Source organism: Niveispirillum sp. CC-CTL257, assembly GCF_059489915.1.
The window spans coordinates 661,876-685,045 of the sequence record NZ_JCAJXE010000003.1; the positions used below are offsets into that span (position 1 = coordinate 661,876).

Here is a 23,170-nt window from a genome sequence, read left to right on the forward strand (position 1 = left end):
GGCCGGCACTCAGCGACGCTCAGCAGACCCCCGCCGGGCAACCGGCGGGGGTTTCGCATTTCCGGACGGTGCGCTACTCTCCCGTCCGCAATGCAGAACCCGACCACCCTTCCCGATCAAGCCCTTTCCGCCCCTGGCCTCCTGGGCGGATCGCCCCGGCGCATCATGGGCATGGTGATGCGCAACTGGTTCCTGATCCGGCAAAGCTGGCCGCGTGTGCTGGAACTTTGCTACTGGCCCACGGTACAGCTGCTGGTCTGGGGGTTCATGTCGCAGTTTTTGCGTGGTCAGACATCAGCGCTGGCGGGTGCCGCCGGCGTGCTGATCTCCGCCGTGCTGTTGTGGGAAGTGCTGGTCCGCACCCAGATCGGGATGAGCATCACCTTCCTGGAGGAACTATGGTCCCGCAACCTGGGCAACCTGTTCGTCAGCCCGCTGCGCCCCTGGGAATGGGTGGTGTCGCTGGTGGTGATGGGGTTCATCCGCGTCATTCTCGGCGTAGCACCACCGGCCGTGCTGGCCCTTATCTTCTTCGACATCTCCATCTTCGACCTGGGCCTGCCGCTGGCTGGATTCTTCGCCAATCTGATGATGCTGGGCGTGGCGGTCGGCCTGCTGACGACCGGCATCATCCTGCGCCATGGGCTGGGAGCGGAGTCGCTGTGCTGGATGGCGGTGTTCGTGCTGGCCCCCTTCTCCGCCGTCTATTACCCACTCTCTTCCCTGCCGCCGGCGGTGCAGTATTTCTCCATGGCCCTGCCATCAACCCATGTGTTCGAGGGGATGCGCGCCGTCCTGTTCCATGGAACGATGGAATGGCGGATGCTGGGGCTGGCCGTCATTCTTAATCTTTTATATCTGGGGCTGGCTTCCCTATATTTCCTGCGGGCGTTCCGCAATGCGCGGCTGCGCGGCGCGCTGTTGCAGGCGGGCGAGTAGGGTTGGGGCATCACGTGGCGGAACGGAAATACGCGATTCAGCGGCCCAAAGGGGCGAAATGGGAAACCCTTTCCCTGGTCGATGATCTGGGTCAGGGCAAGATGGAATTCCGCAATGCCGTGAACCTGCATGGCACCGGCCCCGTCCGACTGATCCAGGTTGATTTCGTCAGCGATGAGGCCCTGGCTGATTTCGACTGGCGCCTGATCGAACTGCACGACCCGCGCAAGGGCGACCGTCCCAAGCCGACGGTTGTCGCCGGCAGCGAACGCGCGAAACCCAAAACTCAACCCGCTAAAGGCAAGGGCAAAAGCGCTGGCAAAGGCCGCGGCCCCGCTGGCCAGGATGAGAAGGTGCCCGTGCCGGTGAAGACCTATATGCTGGCCTTCCTGTTCGGGGCGGTTTCCCTGGCCGTCTGGGCGTTGTTTTACAGGACCTGAAGCCATGTCCATGCCACGTATCGCGATTGTCGGGGCGGGTGCCATCGGCACCGTTATTGCAGCCCGCCTATCGGCCCGTGGCGGTCTGGATGTAAACCTGTGCCTGCGCAGCGGTGGGTTCAACAGCCTGGAGGTCCAGGGGCCGGATGGCACCGTCGTCGCCACACCAACCCTTTATTCCAATCCGGCCCAGGCCCGCCCCGTCGATTGGGTGATTGCCACCACCAAGGCCTATGACAGCGCCACCATCGCCCGCACCTGGCTGCCCACCCTGATGGGGCCTGACACGCGGCTGGCCGTATTGCAGAACGGGGTGGAGCATGTGGCGAACTTCGCGGCCCATGTCGATCCGACCCATATCCTGCCCGTGATGCTTGACATTCCCGCCGAACGCCTGGGGCCAGGCCGCGTCCTGCAACGTGCATCGGGGATCATGGTTGTGCCCGACGGGCCGGACAGTGCCGACTTCATCACCCTGTTCGATGGCACCAGCATCACCGTAACGGCAGATGCCGATTTCACCAGCGTTGTCTGGCGCAAACTCTGCCTGAATGCCGCCGGTGCTGTCTCGGCCCTGCTGCGCCAACCGGCGGGCATCGTCCATCATGCGGGGGCAGAGCCTGTGATGCGCGCCCTGGTAGCTGAATGCGTCGCCGTCGCCCGCGCCGAAGGGGCGAAGCTGGACGACAATACGGTGGATCAGGTGATGGATGCCTGCCGCGCGGCGGCACCGGCGGGGATCAATTCCCTGCTGGCCGACCGGATGGCTGGGCGACCCATGGAACTGGGTGCCCGCAACGGCGTCATCATCAGGCGTGGTGCGGCCCATGGTATTCCGACACCTGTCAATCAGACCGTCCATGACCTCATCCTGGCCGCCATATCAGCGGAACAGGGTCAACGGTAAAGGCGCGGCACCTCGATCATCGGGCAGCGGTCCATGATCACGGTGCTGCCCAGCGCTTCTGCCCTGGCTGCCGCCGCATCATTGCGAATGCCCAGTTGCATCCAGATGAAGGGGATGCCGCGTTGGGCCGCGTCCACGGCCACCTCTCCCGCCGCATCCGCCCGACGGAAGATATCCACCATGTCGGGCCGTTCCGGCAGGTCGGCCAGACTGGCATAAGCGGTCTGCCCCAGCACGGTGCGCCCCGCCAGCGCGGGGTTCACCGGGATCACCCGGTGACCGCGATCGTGCAGATACTTCATCACGTAAAAGCTGGGCTTGGCCGGATCCGCCGTCGCGCCCACCACCGCAATGATGCGGGCACTATCCAGGACATGGCGGATCAGGACGTCGGGGTAATGATCATGGTTCATCGGTTCGGCTCCATGAGGTAAGGCTTCTGAAGCCGGTTGGCTGCGGCGATGACTGATCCATTCCATGGGCAACCCGATCAGGTCGCCCATGTCACGGGCACCTAAGCCAGCCCCTCCAGCGGGTGAGCCAAAATCATTCCGCCTTCTTCGGCACAGGACCCAGGGCCATCGGCGCTTCCGCCGCCAGCCAGGCAAAGCTGGCAAAGGCCGCCGTGGCCTGGTCCAGCTTCTTTGGGTCGACCTTGTCCAGCGTGTCATCAGCCGTGTGGTGGTAATCGAAATAGTCGGTTCCATCCAGGCCCAAGCCACCCGTCGGCACGCCCTGTGCCGCCAGCGGACCGATATCGGGCCCGCCATGGCTGGACCCGCGTCCCGGCACAATGCCCAGCGGGGCCAGTGCCTTTCCGATGGCGTCAGCCACGGGCTTTGCTTCTGGCCGGAAGTTGGCATTGAAGGTGATGACGGGACCGGCCCCGAAATCCGCTTCCGTACCGGCCTGATGCTTGGGCAGTTCGGCAGCATGCTGCTTGGCATAGGCGTAGGCACCGATCAGCCCCACCTCCTCCGCCCCGAACAGGACGAAGCGGATGGTGCGGCGCGGGGCCTGCGGCATAGATTTGATGATCTTGGCCGCCGCCAGCACAATGCCAACGCCGGCCCCGTCATCCAGCGCGCCGGTACCCAGATCCCAGCTGTCCAGATGCGCGCCGATCACCACGATCTCGTCGGGCAGTTCACGGCCCTTGATCTCCGCCATCACATTGGCATCCGACAGGGGACCCATGGCCTGACTGGAAAGAACCATCTTCACCGAGACCGGCTGCCCCAGCGCCAGCACGCGGTTCAACTGATCGGCGTCCGGGTTGGACAGGGCACCGGCGGGGATGGCCGTCACCCCCTCGGCATAGCGGGTGATACCGGTATGCGGAAAACGGTGGCTGTCGGTACCGATGGACCGGATCAGCAGACCGACCGCGCCCTTACGCGCCGCTGCCTCCGGCCCCTTGCCGCGCACGCCGACGGCTTCACCATAGCCGCCGCCATCCTGCAGGCGGTTCATCTTCTTGTCCACAAAGGCGATCTTGCCCTTCAGGCTGCCTTCGGGTGCGGCTTCCAGGTCTTCCAGCGTATCGAACCGCACGATTGGGGCCGTGATGCCTTCCGGTGGGGTCGTCACGGAATGGCCCAGCGCCGCCACATGCAGATGATGGGCAACAGGGGCGATGATCGACACATCCTCGATCCCGCGTTCCCAACCGTCGACGGTGAAGGGCTCCACCTTGATATTGCTCAGGCCCAGTTCCTTGAACCGCGCTTCTGCCCATTGATGCGACAGTTTGGCGGCGGGCGACCCCGCCAGACGCGGGCCGACCCGCACCGTCAATGATTCGACAAACCCATAGGCGCCAGAGCCGGCCAGGGCCTTGGCCTGGATCTCGCTATTGGCCTTCAGGGTGGCGGCGGTGAAGACATTGGCATCGGCGGCAAACGCCGTCTGCCCCAGGGCCAGCAACGCCACACCGGCGGCCAGCAACAAACCGAAACGCTTCAAGGCACAGGCTCCTTCGACGGACGGCGGGGATGGCAAGCACCCCGGATGCTCAGAAGGGTAACCCAGCATACCCTTGGGGAAACAAGGGATTTGTTACAGGTACAATCGGCGACGCCACCATTGATGGCGTAACAGCTCGCCCGTGCAGGTTCCGCCCTGTCGTGACCTTTGGGATAGGGTACGAAGGTACCCCACAAAAACGCTTGACGCCCATGCGCAACAGGCGCACCATCAAATCGTAACAAAGACACGGAGGGTGATTTTGATGGTACAGACGCCCCCTACGCAGTGGGCGGCCGAATAGAATCGGCGATCGACTGCGCTCCGTAGCCTGGGAGGGTGTGTAGAAACATGACCCCACCGCAGCATAATTTGGCGATTACTTGATATATCGCAGCACCCATCCCGAAACTACGCTTTGACATAGGTCCTTGTAGTTTCGGAATTGAGAAGACCCCCGTAGGCGCATCCAGCTACGGGGGTTTTCTTTTTTTTGATCTTGAGCCTCTCACCATGCCGACACGCCGCCGATGCCTGTGCGGAAATGGGCACGGCAGCACGCCAAGACTGGATCACACACCGTCCAGATTTCACATTCCATTGTATGTCAATTCCTGAAACCTCAGCCCCCTGAAAAGGCTGACGGAACCGGAAGGCACAATGGATTTGGCCGTTACTTCTGCTATCATCGCTTCTGTGATGTTGGGAAGGACCGCCGTATCTTGAATTCATGCGGACCCTTGAAGAGAAGCCGGGACAGCCTCTGCTGGTTCCTTTGCTTACTCTTTAACTGCCTTGTCCTTTCCCTTTCATCCTGGCCAGCGCGGGCGGAACGCTGGGATGCGCTGGCCGATACAGTCTTTCAGAATTATGGCCGATATCAGGGCCTGCCCCATATTGTGCCCACGACTCTGGTGCAGGATCGCCAGGGATTTATCTGGATCGGCACCCAGGGCGGGCTGGCGCGTTGGGACGGGTACAGATTTCACAGCTACCGCGCTGACCCTTCACGCCCGGGCAGCCTGCCGGACGATTGGATACAACGGCTGTTCGTCGATGCGGGCGGGCGTCTGTGGGTCGGCGGCTCCGCGGGTGGCCTGTCGCGCTTTGATGGCGCCACGGACCAGTTCGTACCCATCCCCCTGAAACCACCCGGCCAGCGTACCCATATCGGCGCTTTGGCCAATGATGGCAGTGGCGGCCTGTGGATCGGCACCGATCTGGGGCTGCATCACCTGAACGGACAGAGCGGTGAAATCAGCCATCTGACGGGGGACCGGGCGACCGGCATCGGGCTGCCGGCCGGACGCGTCCTCTCCCTGCTTTACGATGACGGCGGCACGCTGTGGGTGGGCAACGCCCAGGGGCTTGCGCGCAGCCTGGACGGCGGCCGCACCTTCACCGCGTTCCCCATGCAGGGCGAAACTGGCGGCGTCTCCACATTGTTACGTGATGAACAGGGGCGGTTGTGGATCGGTACAAGGCGCGGCGGCCTGTTCATCCTCGCCCCTGGCGACCGCGCGCCACGCCCTGTCGATGCCGGCAGCATGGTCGGACCGGCACGGGGCGTATCATCCCTGTGCCTTGTCCGGCCTGATGAACTCTGGGTGGGGTTGCGCGGCGGCGGCATCTGGGCGGTTGATCTGCGCAGCATGGATATACGCCCCATCCGCCATGATCGCACCTTGCCCAACAGTCTGGTTCATGACGATGTCTGGTCCCTGCTGCGCGACGATGCCGGGTCGGTCTGGGTCGGCACAACAGGGGGCCTCTCCTACCGGCCTTTCGACAGCGGCGTCGTCTCCACCATTTTCGGCGCCACCATGCGTCCGCACGCCCCACGTGGCAGTGATGTCTCCGTCGTGCGTCCAACGCGCGATGGGCGGTTCTGGCTGGGTTACCTGACCGGAGGCGCGGATCTGATTGATCCGGTCAAGGGGCTGATTGAAACCATCACGCCGGAACAGGACAATCCCGAAACCGGCCTGCCCCAGGATGCCATGTTCGCCATCGCGGAGGATGCGGAAGGCCGCATCTATTTCGCGACCCGGCGAGGCCTCTACATCCGAGAACCGGGACGAAAGGATTTGCGTCTGGCCCAAATCCCCGGCCGCAATCGCCACGCGGCGGTGACCACCCTGTCATTCGAGAGCGGGGTGCTATGGATCGGCGGGGAGGATGATGGCATCTGGGGCATCGTTCCCGGTGGCGGTGATACCGCGGGCACCCTGGTGCTGGGACGCTCCGACAATCTGCAATTACCGGATCCGGGTGTGATGATCATACGGCGCGGTAAAGGGGATGATCTCTGGGTCGGCACCCGCAACGGGCTAGTCCTTGTCAACCTTGCCGCCCGCACGACCAGCCTGATCCCCGCCGCGCCCACCGACCCCTCGGGATTGCCGGCACGCTACGTGTCCTGTCTGCTGTTTGATCAGCAGGGGCAGCTATGGGTCGGCACTTTTGGCGGCGGGCTGGCCATGATGACGGGGCGCGATGCTGACGGGCAGCCCCGTTTCCGCCGTCTGGGCACTGCCGACGGCTTGCCCCATGCCAATGTCGACAGTTTGCAGATGGACGGGGCCGGCATGATCTGGGCCGGCACCGATGATGGTCTGGCCCTGGTCGATCCGGTCGCCATGAAGGTCCGCCCCGTGCGCCGGGCCGATGGCGCGCCGCTGGTGGACTATTTCGTGGGGGCGGGGGCTACCAGCCTGCAAGGCGAAGGCCTGTTCGGTGCCAAGGGCGGGATCACGGTGACAAGGCCTGGCACCTTGCCCCCCTGGCGGTTCCGCCCGCCCATCGTCGTCACCGATCTGCGCGTCGGCGGTACGCCTTTGCCGGTCGCCCCCTTCAACCATCCCGCAACACAGGCGCCGCCGGTCATGATCACGCCGGAAGCCAACAGTCTGGCGGTGGAGTTCGCAGCGCTCGACTATACGTCGCCGGAACGCAACCTCTATGCCTACCGTCTGGAAGGCTATGACCGCGACTGGATTACGACCGACGCCAGCCGCCGGCTGGCTGTCTATGCCAACCTGTCGCCCGGTACCTATACGCTGCAACTGCGCGGCAGCAACCGTGAGGGCCTTTGGACCGATCAGACCCTGGCCCTGACCATCCGTGTCCTGCCGGCCTGGTATCAGCTTATTTGGGTACGCTTGCTGGCGCTGCTGGCCCTGATGGCTGGCGTGGCAGGTCTGGTGGGCTGGCGTACCGCCTATCTGCGGCAGAAACAGACGGAGTTGGAACAGCAGATCGCCGACCGCACGGCCGATCTGCGGTCCGCCAATGAAATGCTGGAACAGCTGGTCATGACCGATCCGCTGACCGGCTGCGCCAACCGCCGTCACTTCATGGAACGCGCCGGCCAGACGATCGATCTGGCGCAACGACATGGCACCCCCTTGTCACTGGCGGTGCTGGATCTGGATGAGTTCAAGCGGGTCAACGACACTTATGGTCATCCGGGCGGTGATGCGGCCTTGGCCATGGCCGGCAAGCTGTTGGCGGGCCACATGCGCGGCACCGACCTGATCGGCCGTATCGGGGGAGAGGAATTCGCCCTGTTGATGCCGCACACCAACATCACGGGCGCGGTGCCGCTGGCCGAACGGCTGCGTCAGGCCATTGAACAGGGCGAGGTCGTCGCCGATGGTCGGATGATCCGTGTGACTGCCAGCCTGGGCATCGCCGAGCTGCGTCCGGGGGAAGATTTCGACGGGCTGTACGCCCGCGCCGACTACGCGCTTTATGCCGCCAAGCAGGGCGGGCGGAACCGCGTGGAACGGGCGGGCGGGGACTAGCAGGCTGCGGAAAATCTATCGTCGCGGGCCGCTTCCCCACCGGCCAGGATTTCCCTTAAAGAACAGGCGTCGCCAGTGTCTCTGCCTCGGCCTGGCACCGGGCCGCATCCGGTGTGGTGCCGGCGGCAAGGGCGGATAGTTCCGCCTTCGCGGCGACCATATCCGCCTGGAAGGCAGGGGACGAACGCATGCGCGTCAAGGAAAGTGTGGCCGACAGGCGCCCCGCCTCCACCGCACTGGCATTGTGGACACCGCAGACAATGCGGCTTTCCCCATAGGCGCGGCCACGGGCCAGAATGGCCGACGCCCGTTCCGGCATCAACTCCGCCAGAATCAGCGCCCAGGTCCAGCCATGCGTGGTGTGACCTGACGGGTAGTCAAAGCTCATCACCTCAATCTTGGACTGACAGGTGGGACCGTCATCATATTTGAAGGGCCGCTGCCGCTGAAACTTCTTCTTCACGGCCCGGTTGGCGTCCGACGCACCGTCCGCCGCTGTTTCCAGAAGATGGGTCAGCCTAGGCACTATGGCCTCAGTCAGGTCCCGGCCCATGGAACAGGCATAACCCCGATACATGTCCGCCGGCTGCTCGCTGATATCGCCCATTGCCAGTGTCCAGCGAGGGGTGTTTTCCAGCTTGCGCGTGGCGCGGAAAATGGCGCGGTCGGCCTCGGCCCGTGCGTCGCTCTCCTTGGGGGCGGCTGGCAACACCGACAGCAAGTCAATATCGCCTTCCTTCATATAGGAAGGGGCACCCTCCCGCGCGCCGACCGACGGTATCGCCGCGATCAGGGCACAGGCGAACCCGGCCGCGATAAAACCCTTGCGCATCATCATCATATCCCCGACTGACCATCCACCGCGCCGACGATATCATCATGACGGCACCGTCGGGGTAGGGAAATCAGCCGCGAGAACAGCACTGGCGCAGGCTGGGGATCACCCAACCCGCGACAGTACCGCTTCTCACTCCGCCGCCGCACTGACCGGCGACACCGGACGACGCCAACGGCCCAACAGCTCCGCTTCCTCCGCCTTGGCCTTGTGCAGGTGTTCTTCCTTCACATGACCAAAGCCACGGATTTTTTCCGGAATGCTGGCGATATCCACGGCCAGATGTGTGTTGGCGGGCGACAGGCCGGCCAGCAACTCCTCCACCACCGCGATATAGTCCGTGATCAGCTGCCGCTCCATCACGCGTTCCGGGTTGCGGCCGAAAATGTCCAGGCTGCCACCGCGCAGGCCTTTCATCTTAGCCAGCATCTTGAAGCCCAGCATCATGGCGGGGCCAAATTCCTGCTTCTTCAGATGGCCGGTCACCGGATCACGCGGGGACGTAGCCGGCGGGGCCAGATGGAATTTCAGCTTGTAGTCGCCCTCAAACTGGCTCGCCACCTGCGCCTGGAACCGGCCATCGCTGTAAAGGCGCGCCACCTCATATTCGTCCTTATAGGACATCAGCTTGAACAGGTAGCGGGCGACCGCGCGGGACAGGGCGTCACGACCGGGCGTGCGCTCGGCCTCAACGGCCTGCACCCGGTCCACCACGGCCTTGTAGCGACCGGCATAGGCGGCATCCTGATAGTCGGTCAGGTAGGCGACACGGCGTTCCACCATCTCCGCCAGTGTTTCCGACGCACGACGATGGCCAAACGCACCCGCCTTTTCCTGCTTCGGAATAGCGGCATCAACAACACGGCCCAGATCGATGGCAGCGCGGCGGCCCCAGCGGAAAGCATCGGTGTTCATCTTCACCGCCGCCCCGTTCAGCTCGATCGCCTTTTCAATCGCGGTGGCCGAGGTGGGGACCAGCCCCTGCTGATAGGCATAGCCCAGCATGAACATGTTGGTGGCGATGCTGTCCCCGCACAGGGCCGTAGCGATCTTCTGCGCGTCAATAGCGGAGACGGCATCTGCCCCACCCACGCCCGACGCAATGGTGCGGGTCAGGCTGCCCGACGGTACGGTTGCATCGGCATTGCCGATGAAGGCCGCCGTCATCGTCTCAGCCGTATTCACCACCGCACGGGTGCGGCCCGGTGCCATCTTGGACAGGGCGTCGGCATTGGCCGCCACCACAATGTCGCAGGCCAGGACCAGATCGGCCCCACCCGCCACGATGCGGTTGGCGTGGATGTCGCCGGGCCGTTCGGCAATGCGCAGATGGCTGGTCACCGATCCGCCCTTCTGCGCCAAACCGGCCATGTCCATGGCCGTAAAGCCACGGCCTTCCAGGTGGGTGGCCATGCCCAGGATGGCCCCGATGGTAACCACGCCAGTGCCACCAATGCCCGTGACCAGGATGTTCCAGGGCTTTTCCAGGGTCTGAATCACCGGTTCCGACAGCGCACCCCAATCATCACCCTTGGCCGCCGCCGGCTTCGGCTTCTTCAGGCTCCCGCCTTCGACCGTCACGAAGCTGGGGCAGAAGCCCTTCAGGCAGCTGAAATCCTTGTTGCAGGAAGACTGGTCAATCTGCCGCTTGCGCCCGAACTCCGTCTCTACCGGCACCACGGACAGGCAAGAGGATTTGGCAGAGCAGTCGCCGCAGCCTTCGCAGACCAGCTCGTTGATCACCACGCGCTTTGCGGGATCGGGATACTTATTGCGCTTGCGGCGACGGCGCTTTTCGGCGGCACAGGTCTGTTCATAGATAATGACCGTGACGCCCTTTTCCTGGCGCAGGTCGCGCTGTACCTGATCCAGTTCGTCGCGGTGGAAAATCTTGGTGCCATGCGGCAGGCCCCGGCCCAGGCCATACTTTTCCGGCCCGTCGCTGACCACCACGATGCGCTTGACGCCCTCGGCGTCCAGCTGCTGGGCGATGTCATACACCGACAGGGTGCCGTCCACCGGTTGCCCACCTGTCATGGCGACGGCGTCGTTATAAAGGATCTTGTAGGTCATGTTGACCTTGGCCGACACGGCGGCACGCACCGCCAGCAGGCCGGAATGGAAATAGGTGCCATCTCCCAGATTGGCGAAGACATGCTCTTCACCGGAAAACGGCGACTGCCCGATCCACTGCACCCCTTCGCCGCCCATCTGGCTGAACACTTCCGTGTTGCGGCCCATCCAGGTCACCATGTAGTGGCAACCGATGCCGGCTAGGCCCCGGCTGCCATCGGGCAGGCGGGTGGAGGTATTGTGCGGACAGCCAGAGCAGAAGAAGGGTGTACGCACCGTGGTCGATGACGGCGTGTTCTGCCGCACCCGGTGCTCCATACGGGCCAACCGCTCCGACACGTAGTCGTTCGGGCCGAAAGACAGGATACGCCCGGCCAAAACGCGGGCAATATCCACGGGGTTCAGTTCCGCCTTCTCCGTGAACAGCGGCTTGCCCGTATGGTCGGTCTTGCCCAGCACGCGCGGGCGGCGATCCCAATGGAATAGCTGCTCCTTGATCTGGCTTTCCAGGACGGAGCGCTTTTCCTCCACCACCAGCAATTCTTCGGTGGTCTGGGCAAAGGCGCGCATGCCCTGCGGCTCCAGGGGCCAGGCCATGGCGACCTTATAGATACCCAGGCCCCATTCCCGCGCCATATCCTCGCTGATTTCCAGCTCGTCCAGGGCTTGGCGCACATCCAGGTACGACTTGCCGATAGTGACCAGACCCAGGCGCGGGGCAGTATGCCCGAACACCACCTTGTCCAACCGGTTGGCGCGCGCGAACGCACGGGCGGCGTCCAGCTTCCAATCGATCATGCGCGCTTCCTGAATCAACGGCGTGTCGTGCAGCCGGATATTCAGCCCACCGGGCGGCAGTTCAAAATCGGTCGGCTCCTGAATGATGATGCGGGCTGGGTCGATATCGACGATGGCCGTGGTATCGATCGTGTCGGCGATACAGGTGAAGCCCACCCAGGCACCGGAATAGCGCGACAGGGCAAAGCCGATCAGCCCCAGATCCAGGAATTCCTGTACGCCCGCCGGGTTGATGGTCGGCATGAAGGCATGGATGAAGGCCTGATCCGACTGGTGCGGCAGGGTAGAGGATTTGCAGCTATGGTCGTCACCGGCAAAGGCCAGGACGCCCCCATGCCGGCTTGTGCCCGCGAAATTTGCGTGCTTGATGGCGTCGATGGACCGGTCCACGCCCGGTCCCTTGCCGTACCAGATGCCGAACACGCCATCGACCTTGGCACCCTGCCACAGGTTCACCTGCTGGCTGCCCCACACGGCGGTAGCGCCCAGTTCTTCGTTCACACCGGGCTGAAAATGGATATCGCCCTTGACCAGGAACTTCCGGGCTTGCCACAGCGCCTGATCATAGGCACCCAGCGGCGAGCCGCGATAGCCGGAGATAAAACCCGCCGTCTTCAGGCCTGCCGCCTGATCCCGCTGTCGTTGCAGCATGGGCAGACGCACCAGCGCCTGGGTACCGGTCATGAAGGCCCGGCCCTGCTGGAGGGTGTATTTATCGTCGAGTGCGACGGTCGCAAGCGTGCGGGCGGCGTTGGCCATTCTTAATACCCTCCCCTATCGGACCGTTAGATTAAGCCCGATTATTGACCCTGTCCTGTGCAGACCGTAACCGGGAAAATAGGTCAATGCTACTGACTTATTTTCGATCTGAATTCGGTGCTTTGACGGGTGGATTCGTGCATGGATTTCGCGGGTTTCAGGCGCATTATTACTGCTGCAATGCGGCATCGCATTGCGTCAGACAAAGCCCGATTCGCGGTTAACGCAAAGGCACGGATCAGTCCCTCCGATCTATGCTTTCGGCCATGGGAATCGAACAGGCTGTTAACCGTCATTCGTGGTAATCAGATTTCCATATGGGCATGAATGGCAACCTTGCAGGGAAAGGACAGTGGTGGCGGATTTCGACCTTCAGCAGTCGCTGACCCTGCATCAGCGCTTTCTGGAAGGACGCCCAGGCGGCAAGCGGCTGGAGCTGAAATCCCAGGATTTGCGGGGGGCCAGCCTGCCCAATGCCGATATGCGCAATGCATTGTTGAGCGGCGTGAACCTGGAAGATGCCGTCCTGCGCGTCGCCAACCTGGACGGGACGGATCTGTTCGGGGCCAATTTGGCACGCGCCGACATGGTGGGGGCCAGCCTGGTCAGCGCCGATCTGCGCGGCATCAATCTGGCCGGTGCCAATTTGCGCGGCGCCTGTTTCGACCGGGCCGACCTGCGTCAGGGACAGTTGGTCGTCTGGGTCGGTAAGATCAAGCAAAAGGTGGTGCAGACGGCCAATCTGGCCGGGGCCGACATGTCGAACGCATCCCTTGCCGGGGCCGATCTGTCTGGGGCCGATCTGCGCAATGTCAATCTGGCCGGAGCCAACCTGTCGGGGGCACATCTGTTCGCTGCCAACCTGTCCGGGGCGGACCTGCGCGGCACCAGCTTCGCCGACGCCAAGATGAAGGCAGCGATCCTGGATAATGCACAGGTGACGGGGGCCGATTTCGCGCGCGCCGACCTGCGTGATGCGAGGCTGCGCAATGTCCCGCCCGATGCCGCCAACTTCAAGGCCGCCTACACCGACGGTGCCGTGTTCAGCGCCGATCACGGCAAACTGGCACCCGAGGTGCGTGAAGCCATTGCCCAGCATCAGCGCTGGATCATCAGCAATGGCCGCGAGGGCATGCGTATGGTGTTGCTGAAGCCGGACCTGTCGGGGGCCGACCTCACCGGCTGCGACCTGTCTGGGTCGGAAATCACCTATGGCCGCTTCGACAAGGCGAACCTGCGCGGCTCCATGTGGCGCATGGCCAAACTGACGGGTTCCAGCTTCCGGGGGGCGGAACTGCGCGATGCCGTCTTCGACGGGGCCAATCTGTCGCGCGCCGATCTGCGGGAAGCTAGCCTTCTGGACACTCAGTTCGGACCCGTTCCCCTGCGCGGGGCCGATGGTCAATCCACGGGCCGCGACTGGCCCGCCGATCTGCGGGAGGCCAATCTGGCCGGGGCTGATGCGCGCGGGGCCAATCTGCGCGGTGCCCGGTTGAACAGCGTCAACTTCAGCGACGGCAATTTCGCCGCCGCTGACCTGCGTGGGGCCAGCCTGGACCCCAATGCCGCCAATGCGCCGGAACTGCGCCGCGCCCGCTGGCAATGATGCATCGCGGCAGGTGACGCCGGCCCCGTGGCTGGGCTAGGCTGTGCGCCAACGAATGACAGCGATCCAAAGACCGGAAAATGGCGAAGCACAAGCCCGATCCCAGCACCCTGCCCTACCGTCCCTGCGTCGGCATCATGCTGATCAACAAAGATGGTCATATTTTCGTGGCAAAGCGCACGGACACGCCCAACGCTTGGCAGATGCCGCAGGGCGGCATTGACGAAGGCGAAAGCCCCGCCCAGGCCGCCCTGCGCGAACTGGAGGAAGAAATCGGCACCGCCAAAGCGACGATCCTCGCCGAAAGCGGCCAGTGGCTTTCCTATGATCTGCCGTCGCATCTGGTGGGAAAGGTCTGGGGTGGCCGCTACAGGGGCCAGACCCAGAAATGGGTGGCTTGCCGCTTCACCGGGTACGATGCCGACATCAACATTGAAACCGAGCATCCCGAATTCGACGCCTGGCAATGGGTGCCGATGAACAAGCTGACATCTCTGATCGTACCGTTCAAGCGCGCCACCTATGAACAGGTGGTGGCGGAACTGGGCCATCTGGCTGTTCCGGGATGACGGACAAGCGGGCCGCTGGCCCGCCCCCTTAATCCTGCTGATAGAAGCTGCGCATCGCGCTGGTCGCGGCGCGCACCATGTCCCGCTCCGCCCTTGAAAGCAGCGGATTCCAGACGTCGAAGATCAAAACCACCCGCAACAGGTCACTGTCGTTGCGGGCTTCATGTTCAATCGTGTCATCGAAGACAAGAATCTTGCCCTCGTGCCACTGCCGCCGCTCATACCCTACGCGATAGAGGCAGTTATCGGGGATGATCAGGGGCAGGTGGGCCACCAGACGGGCATTGGTTTCACCATGATGCGGGGGAATGGCGGTGTGCGGGGCCAGGGCGGAATACATGGCATTGGGGCAAAGTCCGCCGATATCCGCCATTTCAACCGCCGCCAGGGCCGCCGCCGTAACGGGGCAGCGGGCCAGATGCTCCGCCACAGGCTCACCCGACCGCCAGAGGGAATAGCTGCTCCACCGGCTGGAATGGTTCAATTCCTGCCACTGGTTCACCGGTTGCCCATCGCGGTACTGGATATAGGGGGCGAAATCCTGGCCGTGACCGCGCATGGCCCCCACAAACTCCTCCCGTATCTGGTCGGTGGCGGCCTCCAGTGCCTCCACCCACGGGAACAATTCGGTATTGAAGAACGGGATGGCCGGCAGGCGCGGCACCTGTAACTGGTTGGCGACGGAGGGATAGGGGGTGCTTTTCCCGGACAGGATGGATACGGCCTCATCCCACCGCTCTAGAACGCCCACCTCCAGCGCCTCACGGCTGCTGCCCAAACTGTCGCGCAGATAGGCGGCGAGTTCTTCCATATGCCGGTCCACCGCCTGCTGCGCCGCAGTCAACGGTGCGCGCAGCCACTCGGGGCAGCGGGCGGGTGGTGGGGCAATCTTCAGGGCATTGCGGAACATCGCTGCCGCCGCGCGCCTCTTGCCCTGCCGCTCCAGGATCTGCCCCTGTCCAAGCAGGGCCGGCATGAAATAGGCATCAATGGCGAGGGCTTTTTGCAGGCAATCCCACTCCCCCTGTTCATCGCCCGCGAGCCGGCAGGCATTGGACAGTTGCAGAAGGATCAGCGGTTCCTTGGGATCTGCCGCGTGGGCTGCCCGCAACATGTCAATGGCGGTCGCCGCGTCCCCCTGGTCCAGAGCCATCTTACCCAGGTTGTAAAGCGCGTCGACATTGCCGGGATGCAGGCGCCGGATGTCAGTCCAGAGTTGGTAGGCTTCCCGCAGACGTCCTTTGGCGGTCGCTTCACCTGCACGGGCAACCAAGGCCTGAAGATTGGGACCAAACAACACGCATCTCCCCGACGCAAATACCAGTCATGTTTGGTTAAGAGAACCTTAATATCGAACTTGGCAAGTAGAAAACGGCGGGCACGTATAGGCCCCTGCCAATCGGTAACCGCCGTCAGGGCAGATGACGGCACCCCAACGGCTGGGGTAGTGTGCAATCCCTACCGGCGATAGCGACCGACAGAACGACCCATGGTACAGAACAGGCCTGATCCCGTAACACATGGCGGCGGCGCATGACGGGCCTGATGGGGTCCGGGGCGCAGCGTATCGGGCAGTTGCTGCAAGCCGGGCTGGCCGCACAGAAGGCCGGGCGGGCGGCACAGGCCGAACAGGCCTATTCTCAGGTCCTGGCCATTGACCCCCGTAATCCCGACGCGTGGCAGCTTTTGGGCCTGCTGGCCAAAAACAATGGCCGGCCTGACCTCGCGATCGATCATATGCGCCGATCTCTGGATGCCAACCCGCGCCAGCCGGGGGTATGGAGCAATCTGGGCAACCTGTACCTGGGCGAACAACGGCCGGCCGACGCTCTGATCTGCTATGATCGCGCCATCGCCCTGATGCCCGGCAATGCAGAGTTCCATTACCATCGGGCCAAGGCGTTGCACGATCTGCGACGCCCGGACGAAGCGGTAAAGGCCTGCACGGCCGCCCTGAAGCTCTCCCCGCAACATGTACCCAGCCTGTTGATGCTGGGCTTGATCCATGGCGATGGTGGGCAACTGGGCGAAGCCGAGACCGTCCTGCGCCGGGCGCAGGCGCTGGCACCCGACCACCCGCTGGTTTTGATCAACCTTGCCTCCATTCTGCGGCGTCTGCATCGCTATGCCGACGCGGAACCATTGGTCCGTCGTGCATTGCAGGCGGCACCGCAGTCAAAGGATGCCTGGCTGTTGCTGGGCAATCTGATGGGGGACCTCAGCCAGCATGAGGAAAGCATCGCAGCTTTTCAGACGACGATTCAACATGACCCGCTGAACCGCGACGCCCACCGCAATCTGGCCCGTCGTCTCTGGACCCTGGGCCGGCTGGACGATGTCTTCACGGCCATCTACGCCGTCATGCGCGCCCATCCGCAATCGGCCCGCGCGCTGGACATAGCGGCGGAGCTGCAGGCCGAATTCGGCTTTGTTGATGCGGCGATGCAGAACTGTGTCCTGGCCCTGGCTCTGGCGCCGAACGACCCTTCCGTCCTGCGTCGGCAATCGGCCTTGCTGCTGCGCGCTGACCGGCCTGCGGAAGCGGTACCGCTGCTGCAACAGCTATCGTCGGACCATCCCGACAATCTGGCCGTGCGCAACGATCTGGCCCTGGCGCTGTTGCGGTCAGGTGATCGGTTGGCGGCACGGCAAGTGGCACTGCGGACGTTGACAACCTTCCCGCAGGACCAGTATGCCCTGGCCTTGCTGGGCACGCTGGATCGGTTGGACGGCGTGGAGAACCATGGCGAGATCGACGCCTGTGTAGCGGTCTTCGATCTTCCTCCGCCTGAGGGCTGGACCGATCAGCAGAGTTTCATCCGCGATTGTCTGGCCGTTCTGGATCGGCTGCACGACACCGTCAATGAACCGATCCACCTGACCCTGCGCAAGGGTACACAGACCAGTGCCAACCTGTTCGCCCAACGCGACGACGCGCCGCTTACCGCTCTGCGGGGGCAGATTTTGGCGGCGGTACGCGGCTATGTCGATGCCATGCCGGCAGACCCGCGCCATCCCTATTTCGGTCGGCGGAGCAAGGGACTGACCTTTGCGGGTTCCTGGTCATCACGGCTGCGCGACGGCGGTTTCCACACGCACCATATCCACCCCGAAGGCTGGATCAGCGGCGTTTATTACCTGCAGGTGCCACCCGCCGCCGACGCCGGTGATCAGTCGGGCTGGCTGACCTTCGGCGTTCCCAATCTGGGACCGGAGACCAGTTTGCCTGCCCTGCATGCGGTACAGCCCAGACCGGGCCGGCTGGTGTTGTTCCCCTCGTATTTTTGGCACGGCACGGTGCCGTTTCAGGACGAGGTTCCACGCATCACTATCGCCTTTGATCTGGTCCCGGGCTGAGATCAGCGGCGACGCCCGATCTCAACGTCCAGCACCAGCGACGGACCCCGGCCATAGTCGCGATAGATGATTGCAGCCGGCGGGCGCGGTGGCGGCGCATAGTAATAGTAATGCACCGGGGGGGGCGGCGGGGGCCGGTGATAATGGTGGTGGTGACGGCCACCACGATGATCATAGCCGCGATCATAATAATGGTGGTGATGGTGGTGCCGGTCACGGTCGTGACGGCCACCAGCCAGCGCGTCCCCAACCGAGGCCAGAGACATCAGCACTGCCGCCAGGGCGGTCAGGGCAAGCATGCGTTTCATCTTCATGTCCTCCTATCCACTGCCATGGACATGAAGACAGGCTGACGCCATATCGCGGCTGGAATGGGGCGGCGGGGCGGCAGGAAAGCGCCAATCCCTGTGACCTTTGCTGACCATTGCCCCCAAAATGAAAATGGCGGGGCTTCGGCCCCGCCATTCCCATACTCACGTCCAAAGAGGACCAGATCAGAACTTGACCTGGGCGCCCATGAACACGTAACGGCCCAGGGAGTCGTAGACGCCCGGATAGGTGTTGCCGTTGCCGACGACAGCGGCCAGCGCGCCAGACAGCGGCGGGTCCTTGTCGAAGACGTTGTTCACACCGGCCGAGAAGGACAGGTTTTCGATCGGGCTGTAGGTGGCGGCCAGATCGAAGTAGTTGAAGGAGTCGAACTTGCGGTTCAGCGCCGCCACGTTGCCCGTCAGGAGCGGGTTGGCAGAAGTGCCTTCCGCATTGATCGAGTCGATGTAGCGCCAGGACATGGAGATGTTGGCATCCCACGGCGTGGCCCAGGTGGCGCGCAGACGGTGACGCCATTCAGGCGTCGGGACGCCGCAGTTGGCACCATGCAGGCCCACGCAGTCATACTTGCCTTCGCCCGGCAGCGGCTCGTCGATGGCCTTGTCCATCCAGGTGCCGACCAGGTTGAACGACAGGGAACCCATCTCGTTCAGACCAACATCGTCCAGGTCGAAGCGATAAGCCAGATCGACGTCGATACCCGAACGGGAACGCGACGCAATGTTGACGTTGGTCGCCAGAACCTGGGCGGTGGTGCCCAGCCACAGCGAACCGGTGACCGGATCACGGGTGATCAGATCGCAGAACGCGCGGTTGCCGGTCGTGCCGCAACGGTTGACGGCCAGGGCCGACGGCACCGTGTCGATCACGTCCTTGATGTCGATCTTGAAGTAATCGACGGTCAGGGTCAGGCCTTCGATAACCGACGGGGTCGCCACGAAGCCGATCGAGTAGGTGTCGGAGGTTTCCGGCTTCAGGTTCGGGTTACCACCATCCAGCGAGTTATACTGGCCAGCGGTGTTGTCGATGATGCGGCCATACTGGGCGGCAGTCACGCCCATATTGGCGCACTGGGCCGCCGTGAAGGTCGGCGTCGCACCGGCGCAGGGATCCTCGTCCATGTTGAACAGGCCCAGACCTTGCGGCGTGAACAGTTCCTGGACGTTCGGCGCGCGGACGGCGCGGTTGTAGCTGCCGCGGAAGCGGAAGTCATCAATCGGTGCCCAGTCACCGGCGATCTTATAGGTGTCGGTACCGCCGAAGTTGGAATAATCGGAGTAACGATAACCCAGGTCCAGGGTCAGCTGCTTGACGAACGGGGCGTCTTCAACCAGCGGAACGCGCAGTTCGCCGAACAGTTCCGTAACATCGAAGCCACCGGCCACGCCCAGCGTCGGGCCGCCCTGACCGGCCAGGTCGCCAGAGGCAAAGGCGGTATCGACAGTACGCTGCAGGAACTCTTCACGATATTCGGCACCCAAAGCGACCGCGATACCGGTGGAAGCGGTCGGCAGGGTCAGACCATAGTCACCCAGGTCCTTCGAGATGCTGCCCGAAGCGATCTTCTGCTCGGTGAAACCGCGCTGGAAGCCCGGCGTCTGCAGGAAGGCCAGAGCCTCCGGCGTCACACCACCCGGCGTAAAGATGTTGTACGGGGCGCAACCATTGGACTCGTCACGGCAGACGATCTGACCAGCGGCGTTGCGGACAGCGTCCAGAGCCTGCGTACCACGGCTGATGGAGAAGTCGTTGTAGTAGGTCTGGGCGAAGTTGACGCGGGCATACTGGCCGAACACGTCATAGTCCCAACCGCCGACATCGCCCTTGAAGCCGCCAACCATGCGCCAGGAGGTGTGCTGCAGATCGGACTGACGACCACCACCTTCGACGTTACGACGCAGCAGCGTCATACCGACAGTGTTGCTGGTGCCGGCGAGCGTACCGCAATAGGCCGTGCGCTGGGCAGCGGTCAGCATGGGGTTATCGCAACGGATGTTGGCGGAGACGCCGAACAGGCCCGACGGGGCGATCTGGGCAACCGTCTGGTTGTCCATGAACATCAGCTGCGTGTAGGCGGTGATGTTCTCGTTGATTTCGTACTTGCCGAACGCACCCAGGGTGTAGCGCTCATCGGGACGCTGATAATAGTTCAGCGGACCGAAATTATAGGCACCGGTCGCGGACGAATAGGCCGAGACGGAGCCGTCAGCGCGGACCTGCGCATCGCCAGGGGCCGTGCCGCCACCAATGGCAGTCGCCAGGATACGGGTCGGGAAGGTCGTGCCGGAACCGGAGCAGTTCCAGACGCCATTCCCAGCGGCAACGGTACAGGCGGAATAGTCACGCTCGGACTGCAGGATGGCGTCGATCTTACGGTAGCCGGCATACAGGGTCACATTGCCCTTGCCGTCTTCCGTGGAGGCACCCATCACGACGGTGCTGTCGCGGGTGAAGCCGTCCGTCACGCTGTCGTCGGGCAGCGGGTAGTTACGTGCGCGAACGGTGTTCTGCACGAAGTCGTTGTCGTTATTGTGCTGGTAGAAGCTGAACTGATAGTCGAAGGCGATGCCTTCGAAGTCGTCCTTCATGATGAAGTTCACGACGCCAGCGACGGCATCCGAACCATACACGGCCGACGCACCACCGGTGGCCAGTTCCACGCGCTCAATCAGCGCGCCGGGGATCTGGTTGATGTCGGGGGCGGAGCCACCCGAACCAGGGGAGCCCGGCGGCAGACGACGACCGTCGACCAGAACCAGCGTACGGGACGGGCCCAGGTTACGCAGGTCGATGGTGGCGGTACCGGTCGAGCCGTTGGACACCTGGCTGCTCTGCGCGGCGAAAGCCTGCGGCAGGCTGTTGACCAGGTCTTCGACGCGGGTCGTGCCTTGGTACTTGATTTCGTCCTGACCGACCACGGTGATCGGGGAGGTCGCGACCAGGTTCGGCGACGCAATGCGCGAGCCGGTCACAACGATCTCTTCAATCTCCTGGGCCATGGCCGGAGCGGCGGTCATGGCGACGGCGCTCACAGCGGCACCGGCCATAAGAAGGCCGCGGATCGACCGCGCGGAATATACGGACTGCTTCATCTATCTCTTTCCCTTTTCCAGGTGCCCGTTGGTGAACACCGATTGGGTTGCCCCAGATTCCAGGCCCCCGTTCAGGGCCGGAACCACCCACCGCTTCCGTCAGGTCAAAGACCAAGGTCCCGATGGGCCGCATAGCTGCTGCCCGCAAATAACAATCTATTCTCTCGCGCTTGCAATAGGTGTTTCACATTGGTGACTCAACATTGCTAAGGACCGTTGCATCTTTGCACTTGCATAGGCCGAAAGGCAGAGATTCCGCGCCTCAGCAACTCAGATCGGTGTGACAGGGCGGCACCGCCGTGTAACAGGCGGGTTTCAAGGGTTCAGAACGCTTACAAAGGGCCTTTCAGGTCATTTTGCGACGCAAAAATCGTTGCCAGCGAAACGTTCAGCATTTCGCGGCCGGACTGTTCGGCATTTGTAATCAATCCCGCCGTATCCGCGGCCCAGCCGGTATCCAGCCGCTCTACCATGGCATTCTCACCACGAATCGCGAGGTCGAGCGCCAGCCGCAGATCGGCCAAGGTAGCGCGGTTCAAATCGCGCGAAACCATCCAGGCACCCCGTCCCGACCGGTCGACCCAATTGGATTTGCGCAAGGATTCCAGCATGTCATCAATGACGGCACCACCCACTGGCACCCGCCGCGCCAGCGCCTCGCGTTTCAATCCCACCCCGTGGCGGCTTGCCTGATACAGCGCGTCGAGAATGGCGAGCGCCACCATCAGGCGCTGTCCCGTGGCCAGCCCCCCCTCCTCTCCGTTCAGACGCCCGGCCCGCCATTCGGGCAGTGACGCCGCCAGTTCCGCACCGAACAGCACAACGGACCAGAGCAGGTAGAGCCACAGCAGGAAAGTGGGGATCACCGACAAGGCGCCATAGATCGCCTCATATGTCGGAAACAGGGTCAGGTAGAAGGAGAAGCCGGTCTTGGCCAGTTCCGTCGCCAGCCCGGCCACGGCCCCGCCGGCCAGCGCGTCTTTCCACGCCACCTCCCGGTTGGGGATGGCCACATACATCAGCGTAAACGCAGCCGTCTCGAACAGGAACGGCACCAGGGACAGGGCGAAGGCCAACCCCGGATCGCCGTCGGCCTTCATCCGGGCTAAGGCACCCAGGCCCAGCGACAGACTGGCCCCCAGCAGCAGCGGTGCCATGGTCAGCACAGCCCAGAAGGATAAGAGCCGCGTCAGCAAGGGGCGTGGTTCAGCCGCCCGCCAGATGGAGTTCAGCGCGCCTTCGATGGCGAAGAACAGCAGAATAGCCGTGATCGTCAGACCAATCACCCCCAGCCCCGTCAAGGCTCCGGCCTTAGCCACGAAGGTGCCGGCATAGGACTGGATCTGATCGCCCACCTGCGGCACCAGGCTCTGGAACAACAAGGTTTCCGCCTGCTGTTTCAAGCGCCGGAAGGCGGGAAAGGCTGTGAAGATGGCAAATATCACTGTCAGCAGCGGCACCAGCGCCAGCAGCGTCGTGTAGGTCAGGGCCGACGCCGACACAAAACCTTTGTCCCGCGCGAACCGACGTGCAGCATGGGCCAGGATAGTGTGTCCGTCGCGCAGCAGCCGCAACAGGTTGCGCATCCTTGTCCCTGAAAACCCTGACCCGCCTGCCATGCGTTTGACCCTCGATTTCGTTCGTGTAGGATGCGCCCCGATTTATGGCCGACCGGCCATGGCGGAGAGAAGAGA

General features: G+C 63.3%; 15 protein-coding genes. 7 read left to right on the forward strand and 8 right to left on the reverse strand.

Annotated features, from left to right (window positions below; genetic code table 11):
- Positions 1–165 precede the first annotated feature (165 nt).
- Genes ABC729_RS19675 through ABC729_RS19685 form a run of 3 tightly spaced genes read left to right on the forward strand, consistent with a single transcriptional unit; the run spans position 166 to position 2,286 of the window.
- Positions 166–939 carry an ABC transporter permease gene (locus ABC729_RS19675; RefSeq protein ID WP_495609302.1) on the forward strand — a complete coding sequence of 258 codons (774 nt, stop codon included), beginning with the start codon at positions 166–168 and terminating at the stop codon, positions 937–939.
- A gap of 14 nt (positions 940–953) precedes the next feature.
- Positions 954–1,379 carry a hypothetical protein gene (locus ABC729_RS19680; RefSeq protein ID WP_495609303.1) on the forward strand — a complete coding sequence of 142 codons (426 nt, stop codon included), beginning with the start codon at positions 954–956 and terminating at the stop codon, positions 1,377–1,379.
- Positions 1,380–1,383: 4 nt separating this feature from the next.
- Complete coding sequence (locus ABC729_RS19685) at positions 1,384–2,286, forward strand: 2-dehydropantoate 2-reductase (protein ID WP_495609304.1); 903 nt, start codon at positions 1,384–1,386, stop codon at positions 2,284–2,286.
- Here ABC729_RS19685 and ABC729_RS19690 read toward each other — a convergent pair.
- Entirely contained in the window at positions 2,277–2,699 is a 423-nt protein-coding gene (locus ABC729_RS19690; protein WP_495609305.1) for a CoA-binding protein, read from the reverse strand. The genes ABC729_RS19685 and ABC729_RS19690 overlap by 10 nt on opposite strands.
- 133 nt (positions 2,700–2,832) lie before the next feature.
- Complete coding sequence (locus tag ABC729_RS19695; RefSeq protein ID WP_495609306.1) at positions 2,833–4,251, reverse strand: M20/M25/M40 family metallo-hydrolase; 1,419 nt, start codon at positions 4,249–4,251, stop codon at positions 2,833–2,835.
- Positions 4,252–4,781: 530 nt separating this feature from the next.
- Here ABC729_RS19695 and ABC729_RS19700 point away from each other — a divergent pair.
- The gene (locus tag ABC729_RS19700; protein ID WP_495609307.1) at positions 4,782–8,057 is read left to right on the forward strand and encodes a ligand-binding sensor domain-containing diguanylate cyclase; all 3,276 of its coding nucleotides are present in this window, start codon (positions 4,782–4,784) and stop codon (positions 8,055–8,057) included.
- Positions 8,058–8,112: 55 nt separating this feature from the next.
- Here ABC729_RS19700 and ABC729_RS19705 read toward each other — a convergent pair whose 3' ends face one another.
- Positions 8,113–8,898, reverse strand: a complete 786-nt coding sequence (locus ABC729_RS19705; protein WP_495609308.1) for an acid phosphatase — start codon at positions 8,896–8,898, stop codon at positions 8,113–8,115.
- Between the two features lie 126 nt (positions 8,899–9,024).
- Positions 9,025–12,522: an indolepyruvate ferredoxin oxidoreductase family protein gene (locus ABC729_RS19710; protein ID WP_495609309.1), complete on the reverse strand. Its 3,498-nt coding sequence runs from the start codon at positions 12,520–12,522 to the stop codon at positions 9,025–9,027.
- A 355-nt stretch (positions 12,523–12,877) separates the two neighbouring features.
- Here ABC729_RS19710 and ABC729_RS19715 point away from each other — a divergent pair, with 355 nt between their 5' ends.
- Together ABC729_RS19715 and ABC729_RS19720 are read left to right on the forward strand one after the other, a co-directional pair.
- Entirely contained in the window at positions 12,878–14,128 is a 1,251-nt protein-coding gene (locus tag ABC729_RS19715) for a pentapeptide repeat-containing protein (RefSeq protein WP_495609310.1), read from the forward strand.
- A gap of 80 nt (positions 14,129–14,208) precedes the next feature.
- Positions 14,209–14,697, forward strand: coding sequence for an RNA pyrophosphohydrolase (locus ABC729_RS19720; RefSeq protein WP_495609311.1), 489 nt, complete (start codon positions 14,209–14,211; stop codon positions 14,695–14,697).
- Positions 14,698–14,725: 28 nt separating this feature from the next.
- Here the strand turns inward: ABC729_RS19720 and ABC729_RS19725 are convergent, their stop codons facing one another.
- The gene (locus ABC729_RS19725) at positions 14,726–15,994 is read right to left on the reverse strand and encodes an aspartyl/asparaginyl beta-hydroxylase domain-containing protein (RefSeq protein ID WP_495609312.1); all 1,269 of its coding nucleotides are present in this window, start codon (positions 15,992–15,994) and stop codon (positions 14,726–14,728) included.
- Positions 15,995–16,230: 236 nt separating this feature from the next.
- Here ABC729_RS19725 and ABC729_RS19730 point away from each other — a divergent pair, with 236 nt between their 5' ends.
- Positions 16,231–18,054 (forward strand): tetratricopeptide repeat protein, encoded by a 1,824-nt coding sequence (locus ABC729_RS19730; protein ID WP_495609313.1) that lies wholly within the window; start codon positions 16,231–16,233, stop codon positions 18,052–18,054.
- 2 nt (positions 18,055–18,056) lie between these two features.
- Here ABC729_RS19730 and ABC729_RS19735 read toward each other — a convergent pair whose 3' ends face one another.
- The 3 genes from ABC729_RS19735 to ABC729_RS19745 all read right to left on the reverse strand — a co-directional run bounded on the left by ABC729_RS19735 (position 18,057) and on the right by ABC729_RS19745 (position 23,062).
- A complete protein-coding gene (locus tag ABC729_RS19735; protein WP_495609314.1) occupies positions 18,057–18,362 on the reverse strand; it encodes a hypothetical protein in 306 nt (101 codons plus the stop codon).
- A gap of 186 nt (positions 18,363–18,548) precedes the next feature.
- The gene (locus tag ABC729_RS19740; protein WP_495609315.1) at positions 18,549–21,476 is read right to left on the reverse strand and encodes a TonB-dependent receptor plug domain-containing protein; all 2,928 of its coding nucleotides are present in this window, start codon (positions 21,474–21,476) and stop codon (positions 18,549–18,551) included.
- Positions 21,477–21,808: 332 nt separating this feature from the next.
- Positions 21,809–23,062, reverse strand: a complete 1,254-nt coding sequence (locus ABC729_RS19745) for a YihY family inner membrane protein (RefSeq protein ID WP_495609316.1) — start codon at positions 23,060–23,062, stop codon at positions 21,809–21,811.
- Positions 23,063–23,170 lie beyond the last annotated feature (108 nt).